19 protein-coding genes are annotated in these 24584 nt (G+C 57.1%); 12 read left to right on the forward strand and 7 right to left on the reverse strand.

Annotated features, from left to right (window positions below; translation table 11 throughout):
- The first annotated feature begins 522 nt into the window (after nucleotides 1–522).
- The 7 genes from ACR0B8_RS19325 (at nucleotide 523) to ACR0B8_RS19355 (ending at nucleotide 10751) form a co-directional block, all read left to right on the forward strand.
- A complete protein-coding gene (locus ACR0B8_RS19325; protein ID WP_170359788.1) occupies nucleotides 523–1206 on the forward strand; it encodes a sugar transferase in 684 nt (227 codons plus the stop codon).
- An 85-nt stretch (nucleotides 1207–1291) separates the two neighbouring features.
- The gene (locus ACR0B8_RS19330) at nucleotides 1292–3733 is read left to right on the forward strand and encodes a tetratricopeptide repeat protein (RefSeq protein ID WP_170359786.1); all 2442 of its coding nucleotides are present in this window, start codon (nucleotides 1292–1294) and stop codon (nucleotides 3731–3733) included.
- A gap of 117 nt (nucleotides 3734–3850) precedes the next feature.
- On the forward strand, nucleotides 3851–4465 hold the full coding sequence (locus tag ACR0B8_RS19335; RefSeq protein ID WP_170359785.1) for a polysaccharide biosynthesis/export family protein: 615 nt from the start codon (nucleotides 3851–3853) through the stop codon (nucleotides 4463–4465).
- A 194-nt stretch (nucleotides 4466–4659) separates the two neighbouring features.
- Nucleotides 4660–6066, forward strand: coding sequence for a hypothetical protein (locus ACR0B8_RS19340; protein WP_170359783.1), 1407 nt, complete (start codon nucleotides 4660–4662; stop codon nucleotides 6064–6066).
- A gap of 134 nt (nucleotides 6067–6200) precedes the next feature.
- Nucleotides 6201–7820, forward strand: coding sequence for a VPLPA-CTERM-specific exosortase XrtD (gene xrtD / locus ACR0B8_RS19345; protein ID WP_170359781.1), 1620 nt, complete (start codon nucleotides 6201–6203; stop codon nucleotides 7818–7820).
- Nucleotides 7821–8064: 244 nt separating this feature from the next.
- The gene (locus ACR0B8_RS19350) at nucleotides 8065–9612 is read left to right on the forward strand and encodes a hypothetical protein (RefSeq protein WP_170359779.1); all 1548 of its coding nucleotides are present in this window, start codon (nucleotides 8065–8067) and stop codon (nucleotides 9610–9612) included.
- Nucleotides 9613–9650: 38 nt separating this feature from the next.
- Nucleotides 9651–10751, forward strand: a complete 1101-nt coding sequence (locus ACR0B8_RS19355) for an acyltransferase family protein (protein WP_170359776.1) — start codon at nucleotides 9651–9653, stop codon at nucleotides 10749–10751.
- A 7-nt stretch (nucleotides 10752–10758) separates the two neighbouring features.
- Here ACR0B8_RS19355 and ACR0B8_RS19360 read toward each other — a convergent pair whose 3' ends face one another.
- Both ACR0B8_RS19360 and ACR0B8_RS19365 read right to left on the reverse strand, forming a co-directional pair.
- On the reverse strand, nucleotides 10759–12009 hold the full coding sequence (locus ACR0B8_RS19360; RefSeq protein WP_226689886.1) for a glycosyltransferase family 4 protein: 1251 nt from the start codon (nucleotides 12007–12009) through the stop codon (nucleotides 10759–10761).
- A complete protein-coding gene (locus tag ACR0B8_RS19365; protein WP_226689887.1) occupies nucleotides 12002–13264 on the reverse strand; it encodes a nucleotide sugar dehydrogenase in 1263 nt (420 codons plus the stop codon). The genes ACR0B8_RS19360 and ACR0B8_RS19365 overlap by 8 nt, the downstream gene beginning before the upstream one ends.
- A gap of 357 nt (nucleotides 13265–13621) precedes the next feature.
- Between ACR0B8_RS19365 and ACR0B8_RS19370 the strand changes: the two genes are divergently transcribed.
- Nucleotides 13622–15166: an oligosaccharide flippase family protein gene (locus ACR0B8_RS19370; RefSeq protein ID WP_226689888.1), complete on the forward strand. Its 1545-nt coding sequence runs from the start codon at nucleotides 13622–13624 to the stop codon at nucleotides 15164–15166.
- 17 nt (nucleotides 15167–15183) lie between these two features.
- Here ACR0B8_RS19370 and ACR0B8_RS19375 read toward each other — a convergent pair whose 3' ends face one another.
- From ACR0B8_RS19375 to ACR0B8_RS19385, 3 genes are read right to left on the reverse strand one after another with little or no spacing between them, the layout of a single operon-like run.
- Nucleotides 15184–16350 (reverse strand): DegT/DnrJ/EryC1/StrS family aminotransferase, encoded by a 1167-nt coding sequence (locus ACR0B8_RS19375; RefSeq protein WP_170359770.1) that lies wholly within the window; start codon nucleotides 16348–16350, stop codon nucleotides 15184–15186.
- A gap of 15 nt (nucleotides 16351–16365) precedes the next feature.
- Nucleotides 16366–16998, reverse strand: a complete 633-nt coding sequence (locus tag ACR0B8_RS19380; protein WP_170554112.1) for a GNAT family N-acetyltransferase — start codon at nucleotides 16996–16998, stop codon at nucleotides 16366–16368.
- A 37-nt stretch (nucleotides 16999–17035) separates the two neighbouring features.
- Nucleotides 17036–18133: a GNAT family N-acetyltransferase gene (locus tag ACR0B8_RS19385; protein WP_226689890.1), complete on the reverse strand. Its 1098-nt coding sequence runs from the start codon at nucleotides 18131–18133 to the stop codon at nucleotides 17036–17038.
- A gap of 156 nt (nucleotides 18134–18289) precedes the next feature.
- Here ACR0B8_RS19385 and ACR0B8_RS19390 point away from each other — a divergent pair, with 156 nt between their 5' ends.
- From ACR0B8_RS19390 to ACR0B8_RS19405, 4 genes are read left to right on the forward strand one after another with little or no spacing between them, the layout of a single operon-like run.
- A complete protein-coding gene (locus tag ACR0B8_RS19390) occupies nucleotides 18290–19249 on the forward strand; it encodes a glycosyltransferase family 2 protein (protein WP_170359764.1) in 960 nt (319 codons plus the stop codon).
- Nucleotides 19246–20463 (forward strand): GNAT family N-acetyltransferase, encoded by a 1218-nt coding sequence (locus ACR0B8_RS19395; RefSeq protein ID WP_170359762.1) that lies wholly within the window; start codon nucleotides 19246–19248, stop codon nucleotides 20461–20463. The genes ACR0B8_RS19390 and ACR0B8_RS19395 overlap by 4 nt, the downstream gene beginning before the upstream one ends.
- 7 nt (nucleotides 20464–20470) lie before the next feature.
- Nucleotides 20471–21493 (forward strand): lipid II:glycine glycyltransferase FemX, encoded by a 1023-nt coding sequence (locus ACR0B8_RS19400; RefSeq protein WP_226689829.1) that lies wholly within the window; start codon nucleotides 20471–20473, stop codon nucleotides 21491–21493.
- Between the two features lies 1 nt (nucleotide 21494).
- A complete protein-coding gene (locus ACR0B8_RS19405; RefSeq protein ID WP_226689830.1) occupies nucleotides 21495–22175 on the forward strand; it encodes a polysaccharide deacetylase family protein in 681 nt (226 codons plus the stop codon).
- A gap of 7 nt (nucleotides 22176–22182) precedes the next feature.
- Here ACR0B8_RS19405 and ACR0B8_RS19410 read toward each other — a convergent pair whose 3' ends face one another.
- Together ACR0B8_RS19410 and ACR0B8_RS19415 are read right to left on the reverse strand one after the other, a co-directional pair.
- Nucleotides 22183–23112 carry a sulfotransferase domain-containing protein gene (locus ACR0B8_RS19410; protein ID WP_226689831.1) on the reverse strand — a complete coding sequence of 310 codons (930 nt, stop codon included), beginning with the start codon at nucleotides 23110–23112 and terminating at the stop codon, nucleotides 22183–22185.
- Nucleotides 23113–23166: 54 nt separating this feature from the next.
- Nucleotides 23167–24504 carry an O-antigen ligase family protein gene (locus tag ACR0B8_RS19415; protein WP_170554118.1) on the reverse strand — a complete coding sequence of 446 codons (1338 nt, stop codon included), beginning with the start codon at nucleotides 24502–24504 and terminating at the stop codon, nucleotides 23167–23169.
- Nucleotides 24505–24584: the final 80 nt, after the last annotated feature.

Here is a 24584-nt window from a genome sequence, read left to right on the forward strand (position 1 = left end):
TCACTCTGCCATAAAATGAAGATAGCAATCAGCACTAAACTTCACACGTATTGATTTGACTTTGTTACCCTCTCAATCAAGACGGGTGCCCGCGGCGATGCCTGTCAAACTCCTGAGAAACCTGACCAGAAAAGCGGCAAACAAGTCAAAGGCAGAGAAGGCAGACAAAATCTCTGCCGCCTTCAATAGTTCCCGATGGGGAACCAAAGAACCCATAACCTTCTCATTGTGCTCAATTGCCAAACAGATACTTGAAGAACTTCGATCAGATCAGGCCCTACAACACGGAATTTCTTCCTATTTTCATGAACGCCAGGCAGCCCAGACAGGATTAATGTTTTGCAAGATGACCGGAATTTGTTAACAATTGCGGGCAGAATGGTCTGCCGGCTTGTGTGTAACGGCAGGGCGAAAAGACATAATAATATGGAATATTTTACATATAAACTGAGGTTGAGCGTAGTCGGTTTATGAGTTCGGTAGTCAGTTCATGGCTTTTTGTGTGCGCTGGGGGTTTAAATAGTGACAATTCATTCAAAGGATGTAGCCGACGCTGGCTACTCTGAAATCCCTGTTATACCCGCTTCGGCGAACACCCCAAGCCTCTACAGAAGCTTAGGGAAACGTGCCTTTGATCTGGCGTTTGTGTTTCTGGCGACTCCATTTGTTGTGCCGCTGGTATTCTTTCTGGCGGTGTTTCTGGCTTGTCAGGGCGTAACCCCGTTCTACCGGCAGGATCGGGTTGGCAAAAACGGCCAGACCTTCAAAATGCTCAAGCTGCGCACCATGGTGCATGATGCTGAGGCGGTGCTTAAGGAACATCTGGCATCCAACCCCGAGGCCCGGGATGAGTGGAACCGCAACCAGAAGCTCCGCAATGACCCACGCATCATCAAGTTCGGATCGCTTCTGCGTAAATCATCCATGGATGAACTGCCGCAGTTCTGGAACGTTTTTGTAGGCGATATGTCTATGGTCGGGCCCCGCCCGATGATGGTTAACCAGCGAGAACTCTATCCTGGCAAGTTCTATAACTCCATGCGTCCCGGCCTTTCGGGACCATGGCAGGTGTCCAGACGCAGTCAATCTTCCTTTGCCGAGCGCGCGTATCACGACACTGAATATTGGAAGAACATGTCTTTCGCCTCGGATCTGTCCATCCTGATGCGGACGGTTTCCGTTGTGCTGCGCGGCACCGGCTGTTGACGACGTGACCCGTTGCCGGATGTAATCAGGCCTACCACCTTTTTCCTTCGGCACCGGGTAAATGAACATGTCAATCATAAGAAGAATGTCCCTTCTGGCCAGCAATCGTCTGGCGATTGTCTTTTTCGTCTTGTCCTTGGCTCTCAGCGCCTGCGACTCGGCCGAAGAAAGGGCCGAAGCGCATTTCCAAGCCGGGCTGGCGCATCTGGAAAACGGTGATGTTGAACGCGCGCTGGTCGAATTCAGGAATGTCTTCAAGCTGAACGGTCAGCACAAAGAGGCCCGGTTGACCTTTGCCCGGCTGGAGCGCGACCGGGGCAATATCTCTGCCGCATACCGACAATATCTGCTGCTGGTCGAACAATATCCGGACAACCTTGAAGGACATCGCGCTTTGGCGGAGATGGCCCTGGATATTGGGAACTGGGAGGACCTGCGTCGCTATGCGGGGGCGGCAAAGGACCTTGCCCCCGATGACATCGAAATCAAATCGCTCAACAACACGCTGGCCTATACCGATGCGGTCAAGGCCAACAATGATGCCGGGGCGAACCGGACCATCGACACGGCCCATGAAATCCTGAATGACCGCCCCGACCTGATGACCGCGCGGCAGATTGTCATCGATGATCTGGTCCGCTCCCAGGATTGGGCGGCTGTGCTGGACGAAACCGATACGGCCCTTGGCTTTACCCCGGAGCAGAGCAATTTATATGCCATTCGGCTGCGCGCGTTGCAGGAGTTGCAAAGACCCGATGAAATCGAAAAACAGCTGCTGCAAATGCTACAGGTTTTCCCTGGAGATACCGGCGTGCAACAGACGCTTTTCGAGCATTATATCGACCAGAACAATGTGGATGCCGCCGAAGGCGTTTTACGCGACCAAGTAGATCTGGAAGCACAGGATTCACTTTCGGTACAAAGACTTATCGCGTTTTTGGCAGAACACCGTGGCTCTGACGCGGCAATTGCCGAGTTGGATGACATCATCGCAACCGGGGGGGCCAATACGCCGCGCTTCAAAACCATGCGGGCGGCGCTGAAGTTCCAACTCGGAGACACCCAAACCGCGCTTGGCGAGATGCGGGATTTGCTTGAAGGCGCCGAACGCACCACCCAGACCCGCGACAGCGAAGTGGAACTGGCCCGGATGCTGTTGATTGTCGGCCAGTCCGACGAGGGGCGGGCTGTGATCGAACAGGTTCTGACCGAAGACCCGACACAGACTGAAGCGGTAAAGCTGAAGGCCGCCTGGCTGATCGAGGAAGAACAAACCGGCGATGCGATCGTGCTGTTGCGCGAAGCGCTGCACCAGACCCCCCGGGATTCGCGGCTGATGACCCTGATGGCCCGCGCGCATGAGCGCAACGGCGACCGGGAACTGATGGGGGAAATGCTGGCGCTTGCGACAGAGGTGTCCCAGAACGCGCCGGAAGAGACGCTGAACTATGCCCAGTTTCTGGTTGCCGGGGGCGATCTGGAAATCGCCGAACGTATTCTGATCGACGCCCTGCAGCAAAATCCCGAGAATCCGGATTTATTGCTGGCACTCGGCAGCGTCTATCTGAACCTGCAGAACTGGGAGCGTCTTGAGGTAGTGCTGAACACTGTCCGCGCTCTGGACGATCCCGATGCGTTACGGCGGTCAAATGAACTTAGGGCACAGATGCTGGCGACCCAGGAACGCAAGGATGAACTGGAAGCCTTTTTGCAGGAACTGGCAAATGATCCTGAATTCGGGCTGTCCGCCGACATTGCCCTCATCCGGCTGATGCTGACGCAGGGCGACGTGGCCGGTGCCACCGAACGCCTGGATGAGTTGCTTGCGGAAGATCCGGACTCACTGACCCTGCGGTTTGTGAAAGCCCGCGTTCTGACCGGTGAAGGAAAGCTTGACGACGCCGAACAACTCTACCGCGCGATCCTCAAGGATCAACCGGATGCGGCCCGCGCTTGGGCCTCATTGTTTTCGCTGCACAATCAGCGCGCGCAGCCCCAGCAGGCCCGCGCCGTACTGGAGGAAGCACTGACCGCCCTGCCCGAGAACCCGGATCTTCTGATGCTGCAGGCGGCAGAACACGAACGCGCCGGAGAGCTGGATCAGGCGATTGCGGTCTATGAAACGCTGTACCCGCTCAGCAACCGGTCGCTGGTCGTGGCCAACAATCTGGCAAGCCTTCTGACGACCCACCGCAGCGATGACGAAAGCCTGGAGCAGGCACAGCATCTGGTGCGGCGGCTGCGCGGCACAAGAGTACCCGCCTATCAGGACACCTATGGCTGGGTTGCCTATCGGCTGGGCCGTTATGAAGAGGCACTTATTTATCTCGAACCGGCGGCCCGCGCCTTCCCGGACCAGCCTTTGGTTCTTTACCATCTGGGCAAGGCATATGCCGCAGTTGATCGGAATGACGACGCGCTGCGTGCATTTCAGGCCGCGCAGAAGACCGGAATTTCCCTGAATGTCTCCCCAACACTTGAGGAGGAAATGGAACAATTGAGTGCGGCAAGCATCGCTGGACAATAATGGGCAATAAAAAGAGCGCTGTATTTCTGCCGCATCTTGCAGTCTTCAAACATCCTGTGGATTGCCTAGAAAGTTGAAGACAGGCATAAATGAAGAGAAAAAGTGAAAGATTTGAGTATGCGTACAGTTATTGGATTATTGACCACTCTTGTCCTTGCCATGGTCGTGGCAACGGGATCATGGGCACAAGGCTCATATCAAATCCAGCCGGGCGATGCACTTCAGGTCGAAGTTCTGGAGGACCCAACCCTCAACCGAACCATTTTGGTTCTGCCCGATGGCTCCATCAACTTCCCTCTTGTCGGTTCGTTGAGGGCAGCCGGTCAGTCCACCAACGGGCTAAGCTCATCCCTATCTTCGGCGCTGTCTAGGAATTTCAATACACCGCCGACCGTATTTATCTCGGTGGCTTCGCTTGCACCGCCTCCACTGCTGGGCGCGCTTGCCCCGACCGGACCGACGATCGAGGTCTTCATAATGGGCGAGGTCACCATACCCGGAAAGTACCTTGCGACAGAAGGTACAACCATTCTTCAGGTTTTGGCGCAGGCTGGCGGCCTGACCAATTTCGCGGCCCGCAAACGCGTCGAATTGCGTCGGGCTGACACTAAAACAGGCGTGATGAAAAAATACACTTATAACTACAATGGCTCGGGCGGCGGCATTCAAGGTAATACCATACTTAAGCCCGGAGACGTTGTTGTCGTACCAGCACGCCGCTTGTTCGAATAGGGGCTATACAGGTGGGGAAATTCAGGAACAAGCTATCCTCTGCGTTGGGGGGCGGGATAGTTTTTGCCGTTTCACTGACGCCAGCAATCGGTCAACAGACCCAAATACCACAGGCATCCGTACAGCAGACGACGGCACTGCCAACAACTTCTGCGCAAACGAACCTGCAGCAGGCTACTGCGCCATCAACGCTTGTGCAGCAAACACCTAGCCAACAGTTGATCGCGCAACAAGCCCTACAGAACCCGGCCCGTCAGGTTGGCCTGCCCACGGCCATCCAACCGACCGGCACAGGAACCGGCCTGAGTGTTACACTGGATTATCTGACGTCGCTCAGGCATGACAACAACCTCAGGCTGACTGACCCGTCGCTTGGATCGACAACATGGTGGGAAAACACGCTTGCCCTGAATGTCCTGAGGCAAGCATCCGATTCCACTTTGGCCATAGATCTGTCGGGCTTATACCGGATCGCCAACGAGCCAATCATAGGGACAGAATCGTCGTTTTCAGATCCATCCGCGCAGCTGGCATATCAGCGTACGCGCGCAAACAGCCAACTTGGCCTGCAACTGGGGTACCGCGAGCAGGATCTGGCCTTCAACCGATCGCTGACAGACACCAATTTCGATGGCATAATCGATTCCGCTGACGTGATCGGCACCGTCGGAGATCAGATAAACACCGACGCGATCCTGAACTGGGCTGTGGGCCTGAATGCCCCCTTGGGATTCCAACTCGACTACCGCCACCGCGAGCGCCGCTATAGCAATACCATCGATCCAAACCTGTTCGAGAACAGCTCGGACATTTACACCGCTACCACGCTGTTCCGGATTTCACCAATTCTGCAGGGAAACCTGAGGGTCAATTACGAAGATTTTACGGCGGATGACAGCGTCCAAACCGACCGGCAGACAACGACCGTCACGGCGGGCGGAACCTATAATATCTCTGCCATAACCACTGTCACCGCCAATGCCGGATACACTCAGGTTGACGACACGGAACGCGCCACCAATACGAATGATGTAACTGAAGATTTCGTCTGGAATTTTGCCTGGAACAAGACGCTGGCCGACGGCAATGCCGATGTTCAGATTGACCAGATTTTCGGGGTAAACGGCTCCAGACTTAACGCAACTGCCGGACGCAGCTATCGGCGGGCCACCGGATCATTAGCTTTCAATGTCGGGTTCACCCGGGGGCCGTTTGATGAGATCACCCCGATCGGTCAGATCGACTATTCGTACCAACTGCCTAGTTCCCGGATCGGGGCGACGATCCAACGCCGGGTCGGCACCAGCACCGACAGTCTGGAAACCCGTCAGACGCTGGCCTTCCTGACATATGACTATTTCATTAACTCAGTGTCCGGCCTGTCCTTCAGCCTTGACTTCATTGACCAAGAAACCGAAGGATCGGGGCCGTCGAACCCACGTCAACGCGGCACGTTCAATGCGTCCTACAGCCGCGCGATTACAAGAGACTGGGCGATGAACGTCGGATATCAATACGAAAGCGATGATCAGAACGGCTTTAAGGCAAGCTCGAGTTCGATCTTTTTGACCCTTGGGCGGCGCTTCACCCTTAAGCCCTGACGCGTTTTCACCGCAGTTTGTAACGTTGAACAAAACCGTCCCAATGATCTGATTGTTTTGGCAGGGGATCAAAAGCCCGCGACCCCGAACTGCCGGAATTCCAGATCACATCCGATTGTGCATGATGAAAAGCGATGCAGGATTTCGAATCGAACGATAGTCGCACCAAGGTGATTGAGGCGGCCCGACTGTCCCTGCCGGCCCTCAACGCCGCCGGGCTGTTCTGGTTTGTCCTGCTGCTGTTCGGATCGGTTCCCGTTCTCTGGATCGGAATTGTCTCGTTAGGCGCGGCGTGGAGCACCCCTGAATACAGCCACGGACCGCTGATCCCCATCATCTCGCTGTATCTGTTCCTGCGCGAGCTGCGCAATTACCCGTCCGCCACTCCAGCGGTTCATGACCGCTGGCCGGGCATCGCGGTCATCGCCGTGGCCCTGGCCATCGCCATTCTCGGCAATCTGGCGCGTATTCCGGATATCGTCACCTATGCGATGATAATCTGGACCGGCGGCGTCATGCTGACCGTGTTCGGCTGGCAGCGCGGCAAATATCACCAACTGCCCGTGATCCATCTGGTCTTCATGCTGCCCTTGCCGCAGTTCGTCTACTGGAAACTGACGGTTTTTCTGCAATGGGTGTCGTCCGAGCTTGGGGTCTGGTTCGTACAGCTGGCCGGGGTTTCGGTCTTTATCGAAGGCAATGTCATTGATTTGGGAGTCTATAAACTGCAGGTGGCCGAGGCCTGTTCCGGACTGCGCTATCTGTTCCCGATCCTCAGCTTCTCGTATCTGTTCGCCCTGCTCTATCGCGGCCCGGTCTGGCACAAGGCCGTGCTGCTGATCTCGGCCGCGCCGCTGACCGTTCTGATGAACTCGGTCCGCATCGGCGTGATCGGCGTTCTGGTCAACCATCATGGTATCGAACAGGCCGAAGGGTTCATGCATTTCTTCGAAGGCTGGATCATCTTCCTGCTCTGCGTGGCCATCCTGTTTCTCATGGCGATCGGGTTGCAGCGCCTTGCCCCTGATCCGAAACCCTTTGCCGAGACCATCGATCTGGATACCGACGGGCTGGGGGCCATCGCGCTGCGCATTTTCAGTATCCGCGCCTCGGTCGCGCTGGCGGTGGCGGCGCTGCTGACACTTGCCGTATCAACCGCCTGGACTCTGCGGCCAGCCTCGGACGTGCAGCCCATCGAGCGTGATCCGTTTGTCCTGTACCCACGCCAGCTTGGACCCTGGTCGGGATCGACCACCAGCCTCAACCCCGAGGTAGAAAACACGCTGGGGGCCAGTGATTATCTGAATGCCACCTATATCGACACCGGTTCCGGCGATTACGTGAACATGTTTGTGGCCTTCTACAACAAGCAAACCGATGGAGACGGCATCCACTCCCCCGAGGTCTGTTTGCCGGTCGGCGGCTGGGAAATCTTCAGCCTGGAACTGTATGAGATCAATCCCGGCGACACCCCATATGGCAGTTTCACCGTCAACCGCGCGGTGATCCAGAAAGAGCTGTCAAAACAGCTTGTCTATTACTGGTTCGAACAGCGCGGAAAACGCATGGTCAACGATTTCCGCGCCAAGATCAGCGTCATTCAGGACGGGTTCACCTTGGGCCGGACCGATGGCGCGTTGGTCCGCTTTGTGACCCCCATCCTGCCCGGCGAAACCGAAGCCGACGCGGATGCCAGACTGCAGCGCTTCATGGAATCCAGCCTGAGGCCGCTGCCCCGCTTTGTCCCGCAATGACAGCCATTTTCAGATATGAATGACCAACCCATTTCTTTACCCGGTTCAGCACGACGCATGTGAAGGAGATGCAACCAGAGCACGATCAATTTATACGGCTGCCAAGCCTTTGCCTCATGACAGGTGTATCTAAAATTTCAAATCACTTCTGAACCTAATAACTGTATGGTGAGGTGGTTCTGATTGTTGGCCGACAAAACGTTTAATTATTGAGTGTATGAAAAAGTATGAGTGTACGGCAAAGATGAATACGTCTATCGATAGTGACGTCCAGCGCACGGTTCTGGTACTGACCATATTCGTCAGTCTTTTTCCGTTGTTCGTGACGCCCGTTCTGCCTTTGACGGATTTCTATGCCCACATTGCACGCTACTATGTTCTGGCAAACCTACCGGATTCAAAATCGCTGCAACAGCATTACGAAGCTGCCTGGCATTTGCTGCCAAATCTCGGTCTCGATATTGTCGGCGTGAGCATCATGAAGGTGCTTCACCCATTGCTTGGGGCCAAGTTGATCGCCGGGCTTATCATCGCCGCACCCTTTGTTGGCGTCCTTTACCTGTCGCATGTCCTGCACGGCCGGATCGCGATACTGAACGTGCTGCTGGCCGGGCTGATTGCATATAACCACATCCTGATCTGGGGATTTTCGAACTTTCTGCTTGGGCTTGGCGTTCTTTTGGGCGCAACCGGGTATTGGATTACAACACAGGACCGCCCGAAACGCCAGCTGCTCGTGGCATCTGTGCTGGGTCTTCTGCTGTTTTTTATCCACGGCTTCGCATTCGCGCTTTGGGGTCTGATACTGGGTATGGTCGAGCTGTCACTGGCGCTTCGCGCCGGTTACCCGGGTTTTGCCACACCTGCGCGACGGGCTGGCAGGCTGGCCTTGATCGCCGTCGCCCCGGTCCTGCTGTTCCTGCAGACGAAAACCGCAGGCGGGGGCGCAGCCTCATCAGTTTCAAACCTGCTGGCACATGCTGAAAAAGGAACCTTGTGGGAGCGGCTGAGCACCGAGGTTTTCCTGCGCATCGACGGCTTTCTGCGGGTGGCGGATTCAACCTGGCGTGCATTCGATTACGGGTTCGGCATTGTTTTGTGGGGGGCGCTGATCTGCGGCCTGCTGACCGGTGTCTGGCACATCGACAAACGCATGAAACTTGCCGTTGCGCTTTGCGCCGTGCTGGTTGTGATCATACCGCCCAACCTGTTTGGGGTCGGACATCTCAGCGAGCGGACCCCGCTTCTGTTGCTGACGCTTCTGGCCGCCAGCCTGTCCCTGGACCCAGACGCAAAACCGTCTTACCGGCAAGCGGCAATCGCAACGCTTGCCGGGTTGTTGTTGATCCGGAACCTGGTGCTGACCACCGGGTGGTATCAGGATGGCAGGAACTACGCGGCCTTCCTCGACGCGCTCAACACCCACGACACGCTCAGTCTAGGTGCAGGGGCTTATCTGGAGGACACCAGAAATCCGCAGATGTTCAGACCCAGTTGTATCCCCTTGTCATTTCTCATGGTGTTCAACGGGACCGCTGTGCCGACATTCGCCAATCCCACACAGCAGCCCATCCGGCTGGTCGGACCGCTGAACGATATACAGACGGCAACCCGGCAGATCAGCGGAGATACGGAATACACGGTGCCCTCGGCGCTGGCTGTCTTGTCACAGGCACAGGCGGATACCGTCGTGGTCTGTGCGGTGGATTCCTTCCGGCAACAGGTCGATGGCTTCAGGATACTGGCCGCAACCGAGCCGTGGACGCTGTATCAACGCGCAACATCCCCATAGCCCCGCCTTCAGGATATGATCGACCCAGAGACCCATAGATGAAAGCAAGCGCTGCGAGCATATCACCCACAGGGACCGCCAGGTTCATCGCGGACCGCGCGGACGGTCGCGATAACAATTTCAACCTGATCCGCATTCTTGCGGCCAGTGGTGTTCTGGTGTCGCATGCCTACCCTATTAGCTGGGGCGGCGAGGCCCCACAGCCGCTTGAAAAGCTGCTGCACGGCCTGACATTGGGAACGGTCTGTGTGTGGATTTTCTTCGCCATTTCCGGGTTCTTCATCACGCGCAGCTTTGACCGGCAATCATCCGTGGTTTCGTTCCTGACAGCCCGGATCTTACGGCTGTTTCCCGCCCTTGCCACAGTGCTTTTCGTGACCATCCTGGTAGCCGGCTTTGTGGTGACCGACGCTGATCCTGCTGTGTTCTGGACCGCAACCGGCGAATATTTCGCGCGCAACATGCTGTTGTTCGATCTGAAATACAACCTGCCTGGCGTGTTCGAATCCAACCCCGGCGGTGCGGGGATCAACGGCTCGCTCTGGTCGCTGTCCTATGAGGTCACCTGTTATACCGGTGTCTTTATTTGCGGCCTTCTTGGCCTGCTTAAAAGCCGAAAGGTCTTTGCCGGGATAACACTACTGTTCCTGTGCATCTATGCCGCAACGATGGCTTTGCAGCTTAACCCGCGCATCGAACAGCTTGCAGAGCTTGGGCTGACATTCCTTACAGGGATGGTGTTTTACATCTGGCGCGACAAAATTCCCCTGTCATGGGGCGTGCTTTTCGGGGCGACAGCCGTGACCGTCGTCGCCTGGTTCACACCGCTGTTCATGCCCGTGTTTGCCGTCAGCCTGTCTTATGCAGTGTTCTTTGCCGGATACGCCAAAGTACCACTGCTGCTGAACTACAATCGGCTGGGCGACTATTCCTATGGCGTTTACATTTACGCCTTTCCCATCCAGCAGCTTGTGGCGCAATCGGGGGTCACGACCCCTGCCATAAACATGGCCATCGCGATGCCCTTCACCCTGATCTGCGCCGTTCTGTCCTGGCATCTGGTTGAAGCGCCCGCCATGAAACTGAGGCACCGGATCAAAGCGCCGGGGCGGATCAAGGCCAAACAAACCGCCAAATAGGCGGGCCTTACCCTTTCCAAATCCGCTGATACGCCGCGATCAGGGCGGGCACCTGATGGGGCCAGGCCATTTCCGCCTCAACCCGCGCGCGACCATAACGGCCCATGGTGGCGCGGCGGTCTTCATCCGCCAACAGCTCGGTGATCTTGTTTGCCATGTCCACCGGATCATTGGCGCGCGCGTACAGAGACGCCTCTTGCGCTGAATACCGGCCTTCGGTCACGTCGAACTGAACGATCGGTTTTTCAAACGCCATATATTCGAGGATCTTGTTCATGGTGGATTTGTCGTTCATCTCGTTCACCCGGTCCGGGTTCACGCAGACATCGGCGGTCGACAGCACTTCGAACAGGTCATGATCCGGTGCGCGGCCAGTGAAGGTGACATAATCCGACAGCCCCATATCCACCGATTGCTGGCGCAGTTTGTCCAGACTGGGACCACCGCCCACAAGGCAGAACTGGATATCGTCGCGCCCATGGACCTGCACCAGATGCACCACCGACTCCAGCAGTAGGTCGATCCCCTCCTGATCGCCCATCACGCCGACATAGCCCACCATATACGTCCGACCGTTGCGCCAGTCTGGGTTCGGGGTCAGGTGCTGCAAACGGCTGAGGTCCGGGCCCGAGCGGACAACAAAGACATCCTCGGGCGCCATGCGGCCCCGTTCGACAGCGATCCTGCGATAGCTTTCATTGGTGGCAATCGACACCCGCGCCGAGGCGAAGGTCAGCCGCTCGAACGTCTTCATAAGCTTCCAAAAGAAGCCGCGCTTGTCGAATTTGGCCTCATAGAGCTCGGGGTTGATGTCGTGGTGGTCGAACAGGTAGCGCACGCCAAACAGCTTGAAGGGCAGCGCCACCAGAAAGATCAAATCGGGCGGGTTGCAGCCATGGATGACGTGAAAACCGCGGGTGAACTTGATCTTCAGCGCCAGCCAGCTTTCCCAGAACAGCGCCGCGCCATATTCCAGCAGGTACCCCAGCGCCCCGCTGGCATCCAAAGGCAGAGGATGGCGATAGACCTTGATGCCTTCGTCCTCCCAGGCACGTTCCTCATGGCCTTTGCCAGTGGGGCAGATGACCGAGACCAGCGCGCCTGCGGCGGCCAGCGTGCGCGCCTCCATCCAGACGCGGCGATCAAAGGGCACGGGCAGGTTTTCGACCACGATCAGAACTTTCAGCCCCTTCAAAGGTTGGGTCTGGCGCAGTTCCTCAAACGAGATCGGTTGAACGGCAGGCGGAGGGCTAGTCATATTCATAGGTCCGCACCACCTCTGTATCTCCAAGGTTTAAATCACGCACGATCCGGTTTGATCCGATCACCAGATCCCAGGGTCCGGCCTCGGCCGTGGCGCGGTTCACCAGCAAGCTGCCCACATTGGGCAAATGGGTAAAGGCATAGCCCAGGTTCTGGCCCCGCAGGTCAGCAGGTTCGATGCCCGGATCATAGACCGACAGTTGATAGCCTGCGTCCAGCAACCGCCGGGCAATATCAACATTGGGGCTTTCGCGCAGATCATCGGTTCCGGCCTTGAAGGCCAGCCCCGCCATCAGCACCCGGGCCCCTTCGGGCAGCCGCTCCATGATGTCCTGCGCCTGATAGGTCTTATGCGCCTGATTGGTCTGCAACAGGCTGTCGATCAGATGCGTATGCGCGCCCACCTCACTGGCGATATGCTGCAGCGCGCGGACATCCTTGGGCAGGCAGGACCCCCCAAACGCGCCCCCGGGGCGGGTGTAATAGGGTGAGATGTTGAGCTTGGTGTCCGAGACAAAAATCTCATGCATGGTTTTTGCCGACACCCCCATCCGGTGGCAGATCCGGCCGATCTCATTGGCAAAGGCTACCTTGGTTGCGTGCCAGGTATTGTCGACGAACTTGGTGATCTCGGCCTCTTCAAAGGCGGTGTAGAACACCGGGGCATCCAGATTTTCGTGCAGGGCATCCATCACGTCAGACCGGTTTCCGTCCGCGGTTCCGACAACGATCTTGGGCGGGTTGAAGTAATCGTCCACCGCCGACACTTCGCGCAGGAATTCCGGGTTATAGATGATTTCGACGGCCTGCGCCGTCTGATCCCCCAGTTGGCTCCGGAAGATCGGCTCGATCAGCTGGCGCACCGTGCCGGGCCGGAAGGTCGACCGATACGCAACCGTCAACGGTCGCACCCGATCAGGCGACACGGTCTCGGCAATCTGGCGCGTCACCTCGGCCACAAAATCCATGTTATGCGACCCATCGGTCGAGCTGGGCGTACCGACACAGACAATGGCCAGATCCACATCGAACAGGTCCGGTATCTCGACCACAGCATGAACCAGTTTCCTGCTGAGCGCCTCGGTCAGCAGCTCGGCCACTTTCGGTTCCTTGATCGGGGGTTGCCCGGCATTGATTTCCGCGACCTTGTCAGCGTTCACATCAATGCCGACCACTTCGTGCCCTTCGCGGGTCAGACAGCACGCTGCCGTGAAGCCCACATATCCCAAACCAAAAATCGCAATTTTCATACCGCAATACCGCTCTAAAACTCAGCACTCAATTCTCTGCCTGACCGCGACCAAAGACATACAAACCGTCGCGCTTGGCTTCTTTCTGCATTTGGTGTCCAATTCATGGCACCAATTGAGATTACACTTTGAAACAGAATTCAATCTACTGGTACGAGATACGAGTATACTCTGATAAAATGAAACAAAACCGTCGCGAGGCGCATACAAAATAGCACTATGCGGGCAACTATCAATCGTCCGGACAGAAAGCCAGAATCGCGCTCCTATACGTCTCAGGACTCCTCAAAGGATCGCGAATTTGGAAACATTAACGTAGAGATGCGTCGTTTGTTGTGAGTTTAGAAGGTTAATATCTTGAAGCAGCCGTCCGAGCCTGCTCCGGCTAAAAGCACATCTTCCCGCACGTCCGCTCTTGCGGTGGGGGCAACCACATTGTTTGCATCCAGCTTGTTTCGGCAAGTACTGGGGCTGCTTACCCTGATCGTAACAGCCCGGCTGCTGACACCCAAAGATTTCGGCATCGCAGCCTATTTCCTGGTTGCAACAGCCTTCCTTGAGATGATGCAGCGGCAGATCGCCGTCGTTCTCATACGACTTGACGAAGTCAGCCAGGAACACTTGAGCACGGTGTTCACTTTTCAGGTGATCCTCGGTGTCGCCGGGGCGCTGTTTTTTTACGTGACCCAGCCTTTACTTGCCCTGCTTGACATACCCGAGCTGATCCAGCTTGCCCCGGTGCTGTGTGTCTTGTCCCTGATCATCGCCTTGAAAAGTCCGCGCTTTGTCCTTTTTGAACGCAAGCTGCGCTTCAGTTTCGCTGCCGGGGAAGAAACCATAAGCCGGATCGTGTATTCGATTATTGCAATCAGCTTGGCTTGGCTTTGGGGTGATTTCTGGGCAATAATTGTCGCCAGCTTCTGCGCACTCGTAACCCGCAGCATCCTAACATTCAGCATGGCCCCCATGACAATGCGACTGTCCTTGGCCCGCTGGCGCGACTGCTTGTCATTTTCGGTCTGGACCACGGGCGCTCAGGTCTCTCTGTTTTTTTCGAACAACATGCCGCAACTCATCATCGGCGCGACCCTCGGGCTGGCCGATGGCGGTATATTCCGGTTGGGCAACAGGTTGAGCACGCTTGTCACAACACAGCTGTTCGCCCCCTTGCAACGCGTACTTTACCCTGGGCTTGCAGACATATCACGCAATACCGATCGACAGGATGAGGCGTTTAACCGCTTGAACGAACTGCTTCTTGCAATCGTGCTACCCATTTCCCTTGGAATGGCGCTGGTCGCCAATCACATCGTCGTTGTGGTGATCGGCTGGCAATGGCTGGGCGTGGCACAGGTGATCTGGATCCTGGCACCGCTCAAGGCGCTTGAAACGCTGCAGGAAAACGTCCGGTCGGCCTCTTACATTGAAGGGTCGACCAAGATCCTGTTCATCCGGAACACGTTTCTTCTGGTCTTTGTCTGCCTGCTGATGCGCGAAGGCGTTCAGTTCGGCTTTACGGGCGCATTGCTGGCAGCGGGGACCGCCAGTCTGGTTACGATCTTTACGACCCTGATGATCGCGAAGCGCTATGGAACCCGCACGTTCTTTGGGCCACTCACCGTTGCTTGGCGGTCTTTTGCATCCACGCTGGCCATGATCGCGGCTGTGCTGTTTGTCAGCAGCGCCTATGGCAGCGGCGACGCGGTGGGCTGGGCCTATGAAACGGCGGATGACCTGCCGCTGCTGCGCTTCCGGTTTGCGGTCAAGGTTCTGGTCGGAGTGTTTGCCTATATCGGCACGCATCTACTGCTGTGGCAACTGGCCGGAAAGCCCAAGGGTGTTGAAAGCCTGGTTTTTGAACTGGTGGCCAAGATCAGGTCCAGATTCGTCGCGGCGCATTGAGATTCTACCCTGCAGGCTCAGACCGACAGCGCGTCTTTCAGTTCGGATACGATGTGATCGACATGCGCCTCTGACAGATATTGGTGCAACGGCAATGTCAAAGTGCGGTCCTTGATCGCCATCGCCTCCTCCTGACCTGTCCAGCCCAGATTGCGGTTGAAGCCTGCCCACCAGGGCGTTGCCCCGATCCCGCGGTCCTGCAACCGCTGCACGATCCGGTCCCGGTCGTCCACCATGACCGGCATATTGAGCGGACAGGTCGAGGGCGCAAGCGCGGGAACAAGCATCTGTATGCCCGGCATGCCCTCCAGCAGGTCCCGATAGCGTTCCCAGTTCGACCGCCTGATCGCAATGGCCTGAGACACGGAAAAGGCCTGCAGCGGACGTGACGCAAAGAAGCTCATGCGCGCATTCCGCAGGGTCGGGTCGAAATAGTAATGCCAAGGAATATCTTCGAGCTGCCCGTCGGCACGGCCAGCCTGTGGTTCCACCTGATCTGATCCGCGCAAGGCCTGTTTCAACCCTTTGATGCGCTGCGGACCCAGCACATTGACCAAACCGGTGCGGGCCAGCGTCTTTGCCACTCGTTTATGCGGCGCAGGCCGTGAAAACGGATTTGCTGTGGTCAGGTCCGGGGCGTTGATCACCAGCGCGCCCCCCCCCAGGACGGGGAGGAATTTGTAGAAACAGAACACCGACACATCGCCAGTTCGGCCATCCGCCGGAGAAGTGCCGCTCAGCAGGCTCAGCGCGCAATCTTCGATCAGGCGCAGACCGTGCCGGTCACACAATGCGCGCAACTCTGCCAGGGCGGGTTGGATCACTCCAAAATAATGCGTCACATAAATGGCACGCGTCCTCTCCGTAATAAGCGGCGCAATACGCTCTGGATCGGCACACAGATTTTCGGCAACCGGATACTGCAGGACCGAAAGACCAGCGTCGATCAGCGGGTCAACCTCCGATCCGCAATTGTAAGCTGGGACCAGAACCTCGTCCCCCGGCTGCAGGTCAAGAAGATCGCAGGCCGCCCGGATCGCGACACGGGTATTGAAGCTCCAGAAAACCGAACGGTCCTGAAACAGGGCCGCATATCCGCCTGCGGGATCGCGGCGAAACAGATTGGCCAGCCGCATTGGCGGATCACCGCAATAAAGCGCGTTCTTCCCTGTGTCGGTGGTCATCTCACCCACTGCCCCTTAGTAGCTTCGCCAAACGCGACGGCGTGTCAGGCGGCCTTCATCGCAATGTCCAACGGGCACAAACCCCACTTTTTGAATATTGAGTTTGGATGGCACATTGTAATCCCGGCAATTGGTGAAAAAACCCTGAACCCCATCGGCCATCCGGTCGGCGACGATCGCCTTCCAAAGCTGGCCCTGCAAATTCCTACCCCGATATTGCGGCAGGACGTAGATATGCCAGAACAACTCCTCGTACTCATTCAGGGGCACAAAAAAATCGCGGCTATGTGCGGCATCCCGGACCCAGGCCAACGCCTGAACGTGACCGTCTTTTTCCAGCACCCAAAGCCGCCATCCGGCCTCGAGCCACCCCATCGCCCCCCAGTCATGCGCGGCCTCGGGATCATTCAGCAAAGCCAGCGCGTCTTGAGGGAAATCACCCGGCGACAGGATCTCCCGCACCTGCGCCGCATTTTGCCCGGCCTTAGGGCCGCCTTCACGGCTGCCCGCGTCCAGCCGAAAAACCAGATGGCGCTTGCGGACAAAGCTGTCCATCAGGGCCAGCCAGACCTGCCGGGCCAAGGCCCCCGGTCCCCGCTGCGCGGCGCCCAGAATCAGCTGTATCTTACCTTTTTTTACCAGCTTCATGTTTCGTTTCACCAACCATTCGTCCGGGAGTGCAGGGTCAACCCGTGACAGCCCGCTTGACCTTTTTCAGCTTCCCCCGGATCAGACTGCGCACATTCCCTGTCAGATAGACATGCCTGTTCACAATCTTTTCCCGCGCAGAAATGCGCTGAACCACCTGCGGATTGAATTCCGATTTATATTTGTGGATTTTGAATTTCTTTTCGCCAGGAACCGGCGTCCGGTACCCTTCGACATCCAGAACACGGCAGCCCTTTTGTCTGGCCCAGACCATCGCCTCCAGCCACAGGGCCGGCGCGATCCGCAGGTTGCCCGCTACGCGCAGATGGTCCGGTTCGGTGGTGAAATGCCGCCCGTGCACGACATCCTTGCTGCGATACACCAAAAGCCCCGCCAGAAAGACCTCTTGCTGCCAAGCCAAAAGTACGGTTCCCAGATCGCCCGACAACAACACGTCCTCGAACGTCGCCTCGTAGGCAGGCACATCCAGCTCTTGCAGCCCTCGCTGGTGCCGCAACCGGTTCATGCTTTCTAAAAAGATGTGAAATTCATCGGGTGTGCGTGCTGCATGGATCGAAACACCTTGCCGCTCGGCGCGCCGGACCTCGCGCCGTGCGCTTTTGGAAAAAGCCTTCATTATCTCGTCCGGCGTTCCGGTTATGTCGACCCATCCGGTTTGACGAAACTGTTCTTCTTCGGCGATGCGCCACCCTGAGCGCGCAAGAACCGCATCTAGCGTTTCCGCATCTTCTTCGGTCCAGAACGGCGTGACATTCAGACTGCCGACCCGGGCAAGCTCGGGCTGTCGGCACAGGGCTTCCAGAAAGCTTTTCATGTCTGCTGTATTGTCGCAAACCGGTCCGCTCAGGCAAAAGGCACGGGACCAGGCGCCAGGTAGAAACGGATGCGGTTCAAGTGAAAGCAGGGCAACACCTGCAAGCGCCTCACCACGGCGCGCCAAGGCATAAATCACCTTGTTTCCCAGCTTTTGTTCCGAATTTGCAAACAGTGGCGATTGCCGGGGGTGCTGGCGTTTGGCCGCATTCAGGAACGCCACCCACTCAGCGCGTTGCTCTGCGCTCAGGGTATCAATGCATTCAATCTTAACGCTGTCTTGCCCCGCAAAATGCTGCACTGCCAAACTAATACCTCAATACGCTGATATATTTACTTTGAATTCCACAGCTACTTTTTAACAACGGTCATCGTTTGACCGAGTTCAGTGTATTCATAGATTCGAACAATGGCTAAACAATTTGAAGATGTATGCGTTTAAAGAGAATAGGGTTTCATGATTTCATCGTCGCATAGCACACATGCCGAATGCTCTGTTTCCATCGTAATCGTGAACTGGAATACCCGGGATATTCTTCGGGACTGCCTGCTCTCGATCGCACGCGAAACGCAGCACCCGCATGAGGTCATCGTTGTCGACAACGCATCAAGCGACGGATCAGCCGATCTTGTCCGCGATGAGTTTTCCGATGTCCGGCTGATTGCCAACGACGCCAACCGGGGATTTGCCGCCGCGAACAATCAGGGGCTGGAGATCGCGCAGGGCGACAACCTGCTGCTACTCAATCCCGACACTATCATTCTGAATGGCGCAATCGACACCATGCTGGCCTGGCTGGCGCAGCATCCTGACGTCGGCTGTGTCGGATGTCAGGTTCTGGAGGATGAGGACACGATCCAGCGCACCTGTTTTGCCGATCCCGGTCCGGGCAATCTGGCGCTGAGCGAGTTTGGGCTGCGCCGCCTGTCAGCGCAGAACCGGTTCCTCAACCATGCTGAATATGGCGACTGGGACCGGTGCTCGGAACGCGAGGTTGACGTTGTTTCGGGCATGTTCATGCTGGTGCCCCGTCGTGTCTTTGAAGCCGTGGGCCTGCTGGACGAGGCCTTCTTTGTCTACTCGGAAGAGGCCGATTGGTGCCGCCGCATTCGCGATGCAGGCTGGCGTTGCGTCTTTGCGCCCGAGGCGCAGATCCTGCATCTGGATGGCGGTGGAAAAAGCACCGTTCAGATCCGGTCACGCATGTTCGTACAGATGCAGAAAAGCAAGATGATCTACCTGCGCAAACACTATGGTCTGAGTGGCGCGCTCCTGGGCCGGATGATCTTTGTCGGCTCTTCCATATTGCGCTTCGCCCTGTCAGCCGCGAACCGGCGGGACGAGGCCGCCGCAAGGCGGCGTCTGGCGCGAGCCTCGCTGCGGTATCACCTGACCCGGCAGGAGCCGACAGAGTGAAGGACACGGGCACCCAGATGATGTTTCAATGGGTCGATGGGACAGAGCCCCTTGAGGACATCGCCGCAGAATGGACTGCTCTGGCCCAGCGGACAGGGGCGGATATCTATGCCACACCGGTCTGGGTCCTGACCTGGTGGGCCCATTTCGGGCGCGGCAGGGCGCTCAGAACCCTTGTGGTCCACGATGCGCAGGGTCAGCTGGTCGCTCTGCTGCCCTTCATGATCCATTCGGTCTGGGCCGGGCCGGTCAGAATACGCATCGCCAAACTGGCCGCGACGGACCCAAACACGGTGCTTTTCCGGCTGGCGGCCGAAAACCACGTGCTGGCGCAGAGCCTTGCAGAAGCCCTCACCGGCCTGCTAGATGAAGGCCGCGTCCATCTGGTCAGCTTCAGCCCCGCGTCTGAGCGTGGCACCATACTCACCGGTGTTCGGGATGTTGTGACTCAAAACAACAACACCCCGGCCCTGACCCTGTCCGATGCACCCTCTGGCACACATACCGTTTTCGAACTGCCCGACACGTTTGACGGCTATCTTGCAAACCTGTCCAAGAAGCGGCGCAGCCAGTATCGGCGGGACCTGAAACACCTGCAGAAAGATCACGGTCTGACCACTGCGCTGGTCCATCCCGGCAGCAATCAGTTCCGGGATTTTGTCGGCTTTCACAACCGGCAATGGCAAGAGATCGGAAAGGGCGGCCATTTCATAGACTGGCCCGGCAGCGCGGCATTCTACAGCGATCTGGCGGATGCAATGCTACAAAGCCATGAAACCTGGTTCGTCGAACAGCACGGTCGGGACGGCCCCCTTTCCACCCAGTTTTGTCTGGTCTCGGGACAGGTTTGCCACTGGCGGCTGCCCGCCAGATCGACCGACCCGGAACTGGAACGCCTGAGTCTGGGCAAGATCGGCCTGATCCAGATGATCGAGCAACTGATTAGCGCAGGCGTGACCCGGATCGAGGCCGGGATCGGCGCATACGGATACAAACTGATCTATGGCGGTGAATCGGTGGCCACCCACCGTCTGATCGTCTCGCGGCAGTCGGCGTGGTCGTCTTTCCTGATCAAAATCAGCCTCGGCTGGGCGCGCTTTCTGCATCTGGCCTATTACAGGCTCTGGTTCGGTCGCATCGCCCCCCGCCTGCGATCGGTGATCCCGCTGGGGCACAAACCTTTATGGTCCGCCTGGATCAGAACACGGATATGACCCCGGCATGATCACTGAACAGCTGTCCGTAAAAGTTCTGCCCGAACAGGAATGGCCCGCGCTCAGCGCGCGGTTCCGGGACCTGACCTATGAACAGAGCCTGACCTACGCGCTCGCTGCGGCCAAACGGATCGGCGCAACCACGGAATTTGTCGCGTTGTACGATGCAAAGGACAAACCGGTTGCCGCAGCCTGCTTGAGGATCAAAAAGATTCCGGTTCTGAACCGGGGCATTGCGTGGATCGCCGCAGGGCCGTTGACCGCTTCCAACGATTTGCCCGCACCCGGCCCAGACACCCTCTGTTCAATTTTGTCGGGGCTACGCGACCATGTGCATTCCGCAGGGCATGTCCTGCGCCTGCGCTTTCCGGTTCATGCCTCCCCGGCAGAGGATGCGATTGCGCGCGCAGGCTTCACACCGACTGAACGAGCCGCGCCCTACCGCACCGTGCTGATCGACCCGGATCAGGAGGACGACAGCCTGATGCGCGCCCTGCACGGCAAATGGCGCAACCCTCTACGCAATGCGCTGAAAGCCGGGCTGGAGCTGGAAATCGGCCCGATATTGGACCAGTCAGGCCGCTTCAGCCGCCTTTATGAACAGGTGCGGGATGCCAAGGGGTTTCAGCCCGATATCCCTCCGGAATTCTATTATGCGCTGTCAGGGCCGGATTTCGACCATGACGTTCTGATTGCCCGTAAAGATGGCGAGGATATCGGCACCATGACGATCGGGGTGTCAGGCCCGAACGCCATCTATCTGTTTGGGGCCACGTCCGAGGCCGGGCGGAAGCTCAATGCCGGGCACTACCTGATGTGGCAGTCCATGCTGTATTGCCGCGAACGGGGGTTGAAATGCTTCGATCTGGGCGGGATCGATGCCGAGGCAAATCCAAGCGTCACCCGCTTCAAACTGCGCACGGGCGGAACGGACATCATGGCGGCGGGACCCTATGAGGCCCGGCCAAACGGGCTTGGGGCCGGTCTGATCGACGTCGCCGAAACCCTGCACAAAAGGCTGAGGTCCTGATATGGCCCGGCTGATCGGTCTGAACTTCCACGGAATAGGCACTCCGGCGCGCGACCTTGAAGAAGGCGAAGCACCGTATTGGCTGTCCCGGGCCCAGTTTAGCGACGTTCTGGACCGGGTTGCGGCAAGCCCCGATCCGAAGGCCTTTGTTCTGACCTTCGATGACGGCAACCTGTCGGATTACGAGATCGCCCTGCCCGCCCTGAACCAGCGGGGACTGACCGCGACGTTCTTTGTGCTGACGGGGCGGCTTGACGAAACCGGCTCCCTGGCCCGCGACCACGTCAAGGCATTGCTGGCCGCCGGAATGGGCATTGGCAGCCACGGGATCGCCCATGTCGCCTGGAGCGAGTTAGAAGCCGAAACGCTTGAGCAGGAACTGACTCAATCACGCGATGTGTTGCAGGAGCTGTGCGGTGGTCCGGTGACCAAAGCGGGAATACCCTTCGGCCGCTACAACGCCCGCGTCCTGCGCGCCCTGCGCCGCAATGGCTACAGGACGGCATTTTCCAGCGATACCGGGTATATGAGCGACACCGCCTTTCTGCGCCCGCGCACGTCCCTGCGCGGGGATATGACACCGACTGAGATTGACGCGATACTTGCGGGCCAGATGCCCGCTGCCAGACGCCTGCGCCGCGCAGTTGGCATGATCAGAAAGCAGCTTCTGCCTCTGCGATAAGCAACCCTCAGAGAGCGCCCTGCGATCCTGCGGCAGATGATCGGGCATATCCGAATTTCTCCAGAATGTACCCCAGCTCCTGTTCGATATAGGCCAGATGCTCGGGTTCCAGTTCGTCTTTCCACTGCCCGCTACGACCGCTGCGGATATGGGCGCGTTCATTGATTTCCGTGGCAGAGACCTTGCTGCGCTTTCCGGCCTCGAACAAGCGCATCAAACGGACGCCCAGTTCATGTTCTTTTCCGGTCAGTCCGAGGAAACTGAATATCTCCGAATATAGCTCATCACGCTTATCCCCCATCAGATCGTCATACGAGACCTCGAGAATATCCGGGTCATCCAGATCCCAGGTCTCAAGCGTTTCGCGACTGAAAAAGATGAAATGACGGATTGTCATGAACAGACCTTCGGTCTTGTCCACCGCCTGAAGCTTTTCCTGATATGTCCGCCCACTTTCATCCGGGACATGGGCCCAAAGCTCATTCGTCCACAGGTGATAGTGATAGGAAGATACGATCATATCCCGCGGGTCCCGCATGATATGTATTCCCCGGTATGGTCCGATTTCAGACCAGGGCGTTCGGCTATGGGTCGATAGGAAAACCCGGGTCTTCGATTGCGGGGCTTCTTTCGAAATATCCTCGAACCGGGCATTCAGCCCAAAGGCCAGAAGCTTGAGCACCGCCTTGAAATAGGTGGTCATGGCCTTGTGGTGCGTGCCCACAAAAATTTTGGGCTGCTCTTCTTCAGAAGCCCGCGCCCGCATCCGAATGGCCATCAAAAGCGGAAGGATTTGCCAGAATTCAAGGTTTTTCAGAAGCCCGTAATTCTTGCGAAACGTGATCGGCACCTGAGTTAGTTTTTTCTGCAGTTCCGACCGCTTCGGCTTGCGGCCAATCCCGGCATCTGTCGTAATCTTGCTTTGCTGAACTGACACCTGTCGACTTCCTTATACACTTAATCACCAAACGCACCGTCGCCTTTTGGCCGCTTATGTTTCCTCAGGCCCGAACCGCGTATACCTTATCCGCCGCGTGCGACGTTGGTTCGCCTCGACCTGCAGCTGATCGCTTTCCTCTTTGGTATTGACCATCCAGATCCCCGCACCGAGCAGGAACATCAAAAGGCACAATGTGGCGTCCCAGACATGCACTGTGATGGCTGAAACACAGAACCCGGTCAGGGCGAAAAGATACCCCAACCGGTAACTTTCCAATTTGCTAGACAGCTGGGCGCGCCCCAAGATCACGAAAGTCATCACGATGGCCGCCACGATGAAAATCAGCGACGGCAACCCGTAGCGCAAAGCGACAACCAGCCAGAAATTATCAACACTTCCAACAATCCAGCGCGGGCGCGACCATTCATTGAACCCAATCCCAAAAATCGGATTGTTCAGGACATCGTCAGAGGCAAAAGTAAAAATGAAAATCCGGTTCATCGCCGTCGATTTCTTGAGCGTCAGATAAGCCGCGAAAATCTGGGCCGGAGGCCGGTTTGCGAAAATCTCAAGGAACAAATACAGCCCTGCAAACATGTAAAGCAGCAGGTTCCACTTTCTCTGGAGGAAGGCGAATATGGTCTTCCAGGCCATTAAGGCTATCTGCACCACGATCGACAGCCAGGCCCCGGACGACAGGGATACAAACGTGGCAAGCAAGACGTTGCCGGCCCGGGACATTTTGAACGTGAACCCTTTGCCATATCCCAGGACGTACCAGACCAGCGAGAAGGCAACACTGCAGAACACACCGTACAGGATCGGATGCGGCATCGACCCTTGGGCCCTGTAAAAGCCCAAGCGCGGTTCCTCTTGCACGACATTGTAAACGTTACCGATTTTCCCGAATATCTCGAGGATCAATGACCTGTCCGCAATGAACTGATAGACGCTGAACGGCAGCATCAGCAGCACCGCAATAAATATCCAGCGCACGAAAACCCGAAAGGCGTGTTCATCCCGTATCATCCAGCGGGCGATGAAATACGGGCCAATCGTCTCGATGAACGAGATGCCAATATATTCCCACCTCCACAGGGCATGGTGGTAAAAGATCGCCAGCGCCGCCCACAACGCATAGCCCAGAACAAGAAAATCAGGCGCATAATACCCACCCGAGCCGTCAAGCCAGCGGATCAGGGCCGGAAAAAAGAAAACCAGCAAAACAATGCGATACCCGCTGAGTTGCAGACCCGCGATTTCGAAATAGAGCGGCAGCGTAAAGCCGATGAACAGCAAAGGTATGACAAACGGCCTGGATGTGCGCCCGGTGCTGTCACCCGCCGCCTGCAAATTCCGTCTTGTACCTGTCGATGCCTCCAATGACATTCACCACCACTTTGCGCATATGTTAGCAGAACTATATCCTGCCTGACTGTTATCCCGAAAACAGATCATAGAAAAAAATC

It is taken from the genome of Ruegeria sp. BH6 (genome assembly GCF_056538105.1).

What these genes read in the sequence shown, in the direction of transcription:
- ACR0B8_RS19330 (WP_170359786.1), top strand. Translation starts at nt 1,292, where the DNA reads ATGTCCCTTCTGGCCAGCAATCGTCTGGCGATTGTCTTTTTCGTCTTG.
- ACR0B8_RS19335 (WP_170359785.1), top strand. Translation starts at nt 3,851, where the DNA reads ATGCGTACAGTTATTGGATTATTGACCACTCTTGTCCTTGCCATGGTC.
- xrtD (WP_170359781.1), top strand. Translation starts at nt 6,201, where the DNA reads ATGCAGGATTTCGAATCGAACGATAGTCGCACCAAGGTGATTGAGGCG.
- ACR0B8_RS19350 (WP_170359779.1), top strand. Translation starts at nt 8,065, where the DNA reads ATGAATACGTCTATCGATAGTGACGTCCAGCGCACGGTTCTGGTACTG.
- ACR0B8_RS19355 (WP_170359776.1), top strand. Translation starts at nt 9,651, where the DNA reads ATGAAAGCAAGCGCTGCGAGCATATCACCCACAGGGACCGCCAGGTTC.
- ACR0B8_RS19360 (WP_226689886.1), bottom strand. Translation starts at nt 12,009, where the DNA reads ATGACTAGCCCTCCGCCTGCCGTTCAACCGATCTCGTTTGAGGAACTG.
- ACR0B8_RS19365 (WP_226689887.1), bottom strand. Translation starts at nt 13,264, where the DNA reads ATGAAAATTGCGATTTTTGGTTTGGGATATGTGGGCTTCACGGCAGCG.
- ACR0B8_RS19375 (WP_170359770.1), bottom strand. Translation starts at nt 16,350, where the DNA reads ATGACCACCGACACAGGGAAGAACGCGCTTTATTGCGGTGATCCGCCA.
- ACR0B8_RS19380 (WP_170554112.1), bottom strand. Translation starts at nt 16,998, where the DNA reads ATGAAGCTGGTAAAAAAAGGTAAGATACAGCTGATTCTGGGCGCCGCG.
- ACR0B8_RS19390 (WP_170359764.1), top strand. Translation starts at nt 18,290, where the DNA reads ATGATTTCATCGTCGCATAGCACACATGCCGAATGCTCTGTTTCCATC.
- ACR0B8_RS19400 (WP_226689829.1), top strand. Translation starts at nt 20,471, where the DNA reads ATGATCACTGAACAGCTGTCCGTAAAAGTTCTGCCCGAACAGGAATGG.
- ACR0B8_RS19405 (WP_226689830.1), top strand. Translation starts at nt 21,495, where the DNA reads ATGGCCCGGCTGATCGGTCTGAACTTCCACGGAATAGGCACTCCGGCG.
- ACR0B8_RS19415 (WP_170554118.1), bottom strand. Translation starts at nt 24,504, where the DNA reads ATGTCATTGGAGGCATCGACAGGTACAAGACGGAATTTGCAGGCGGCG.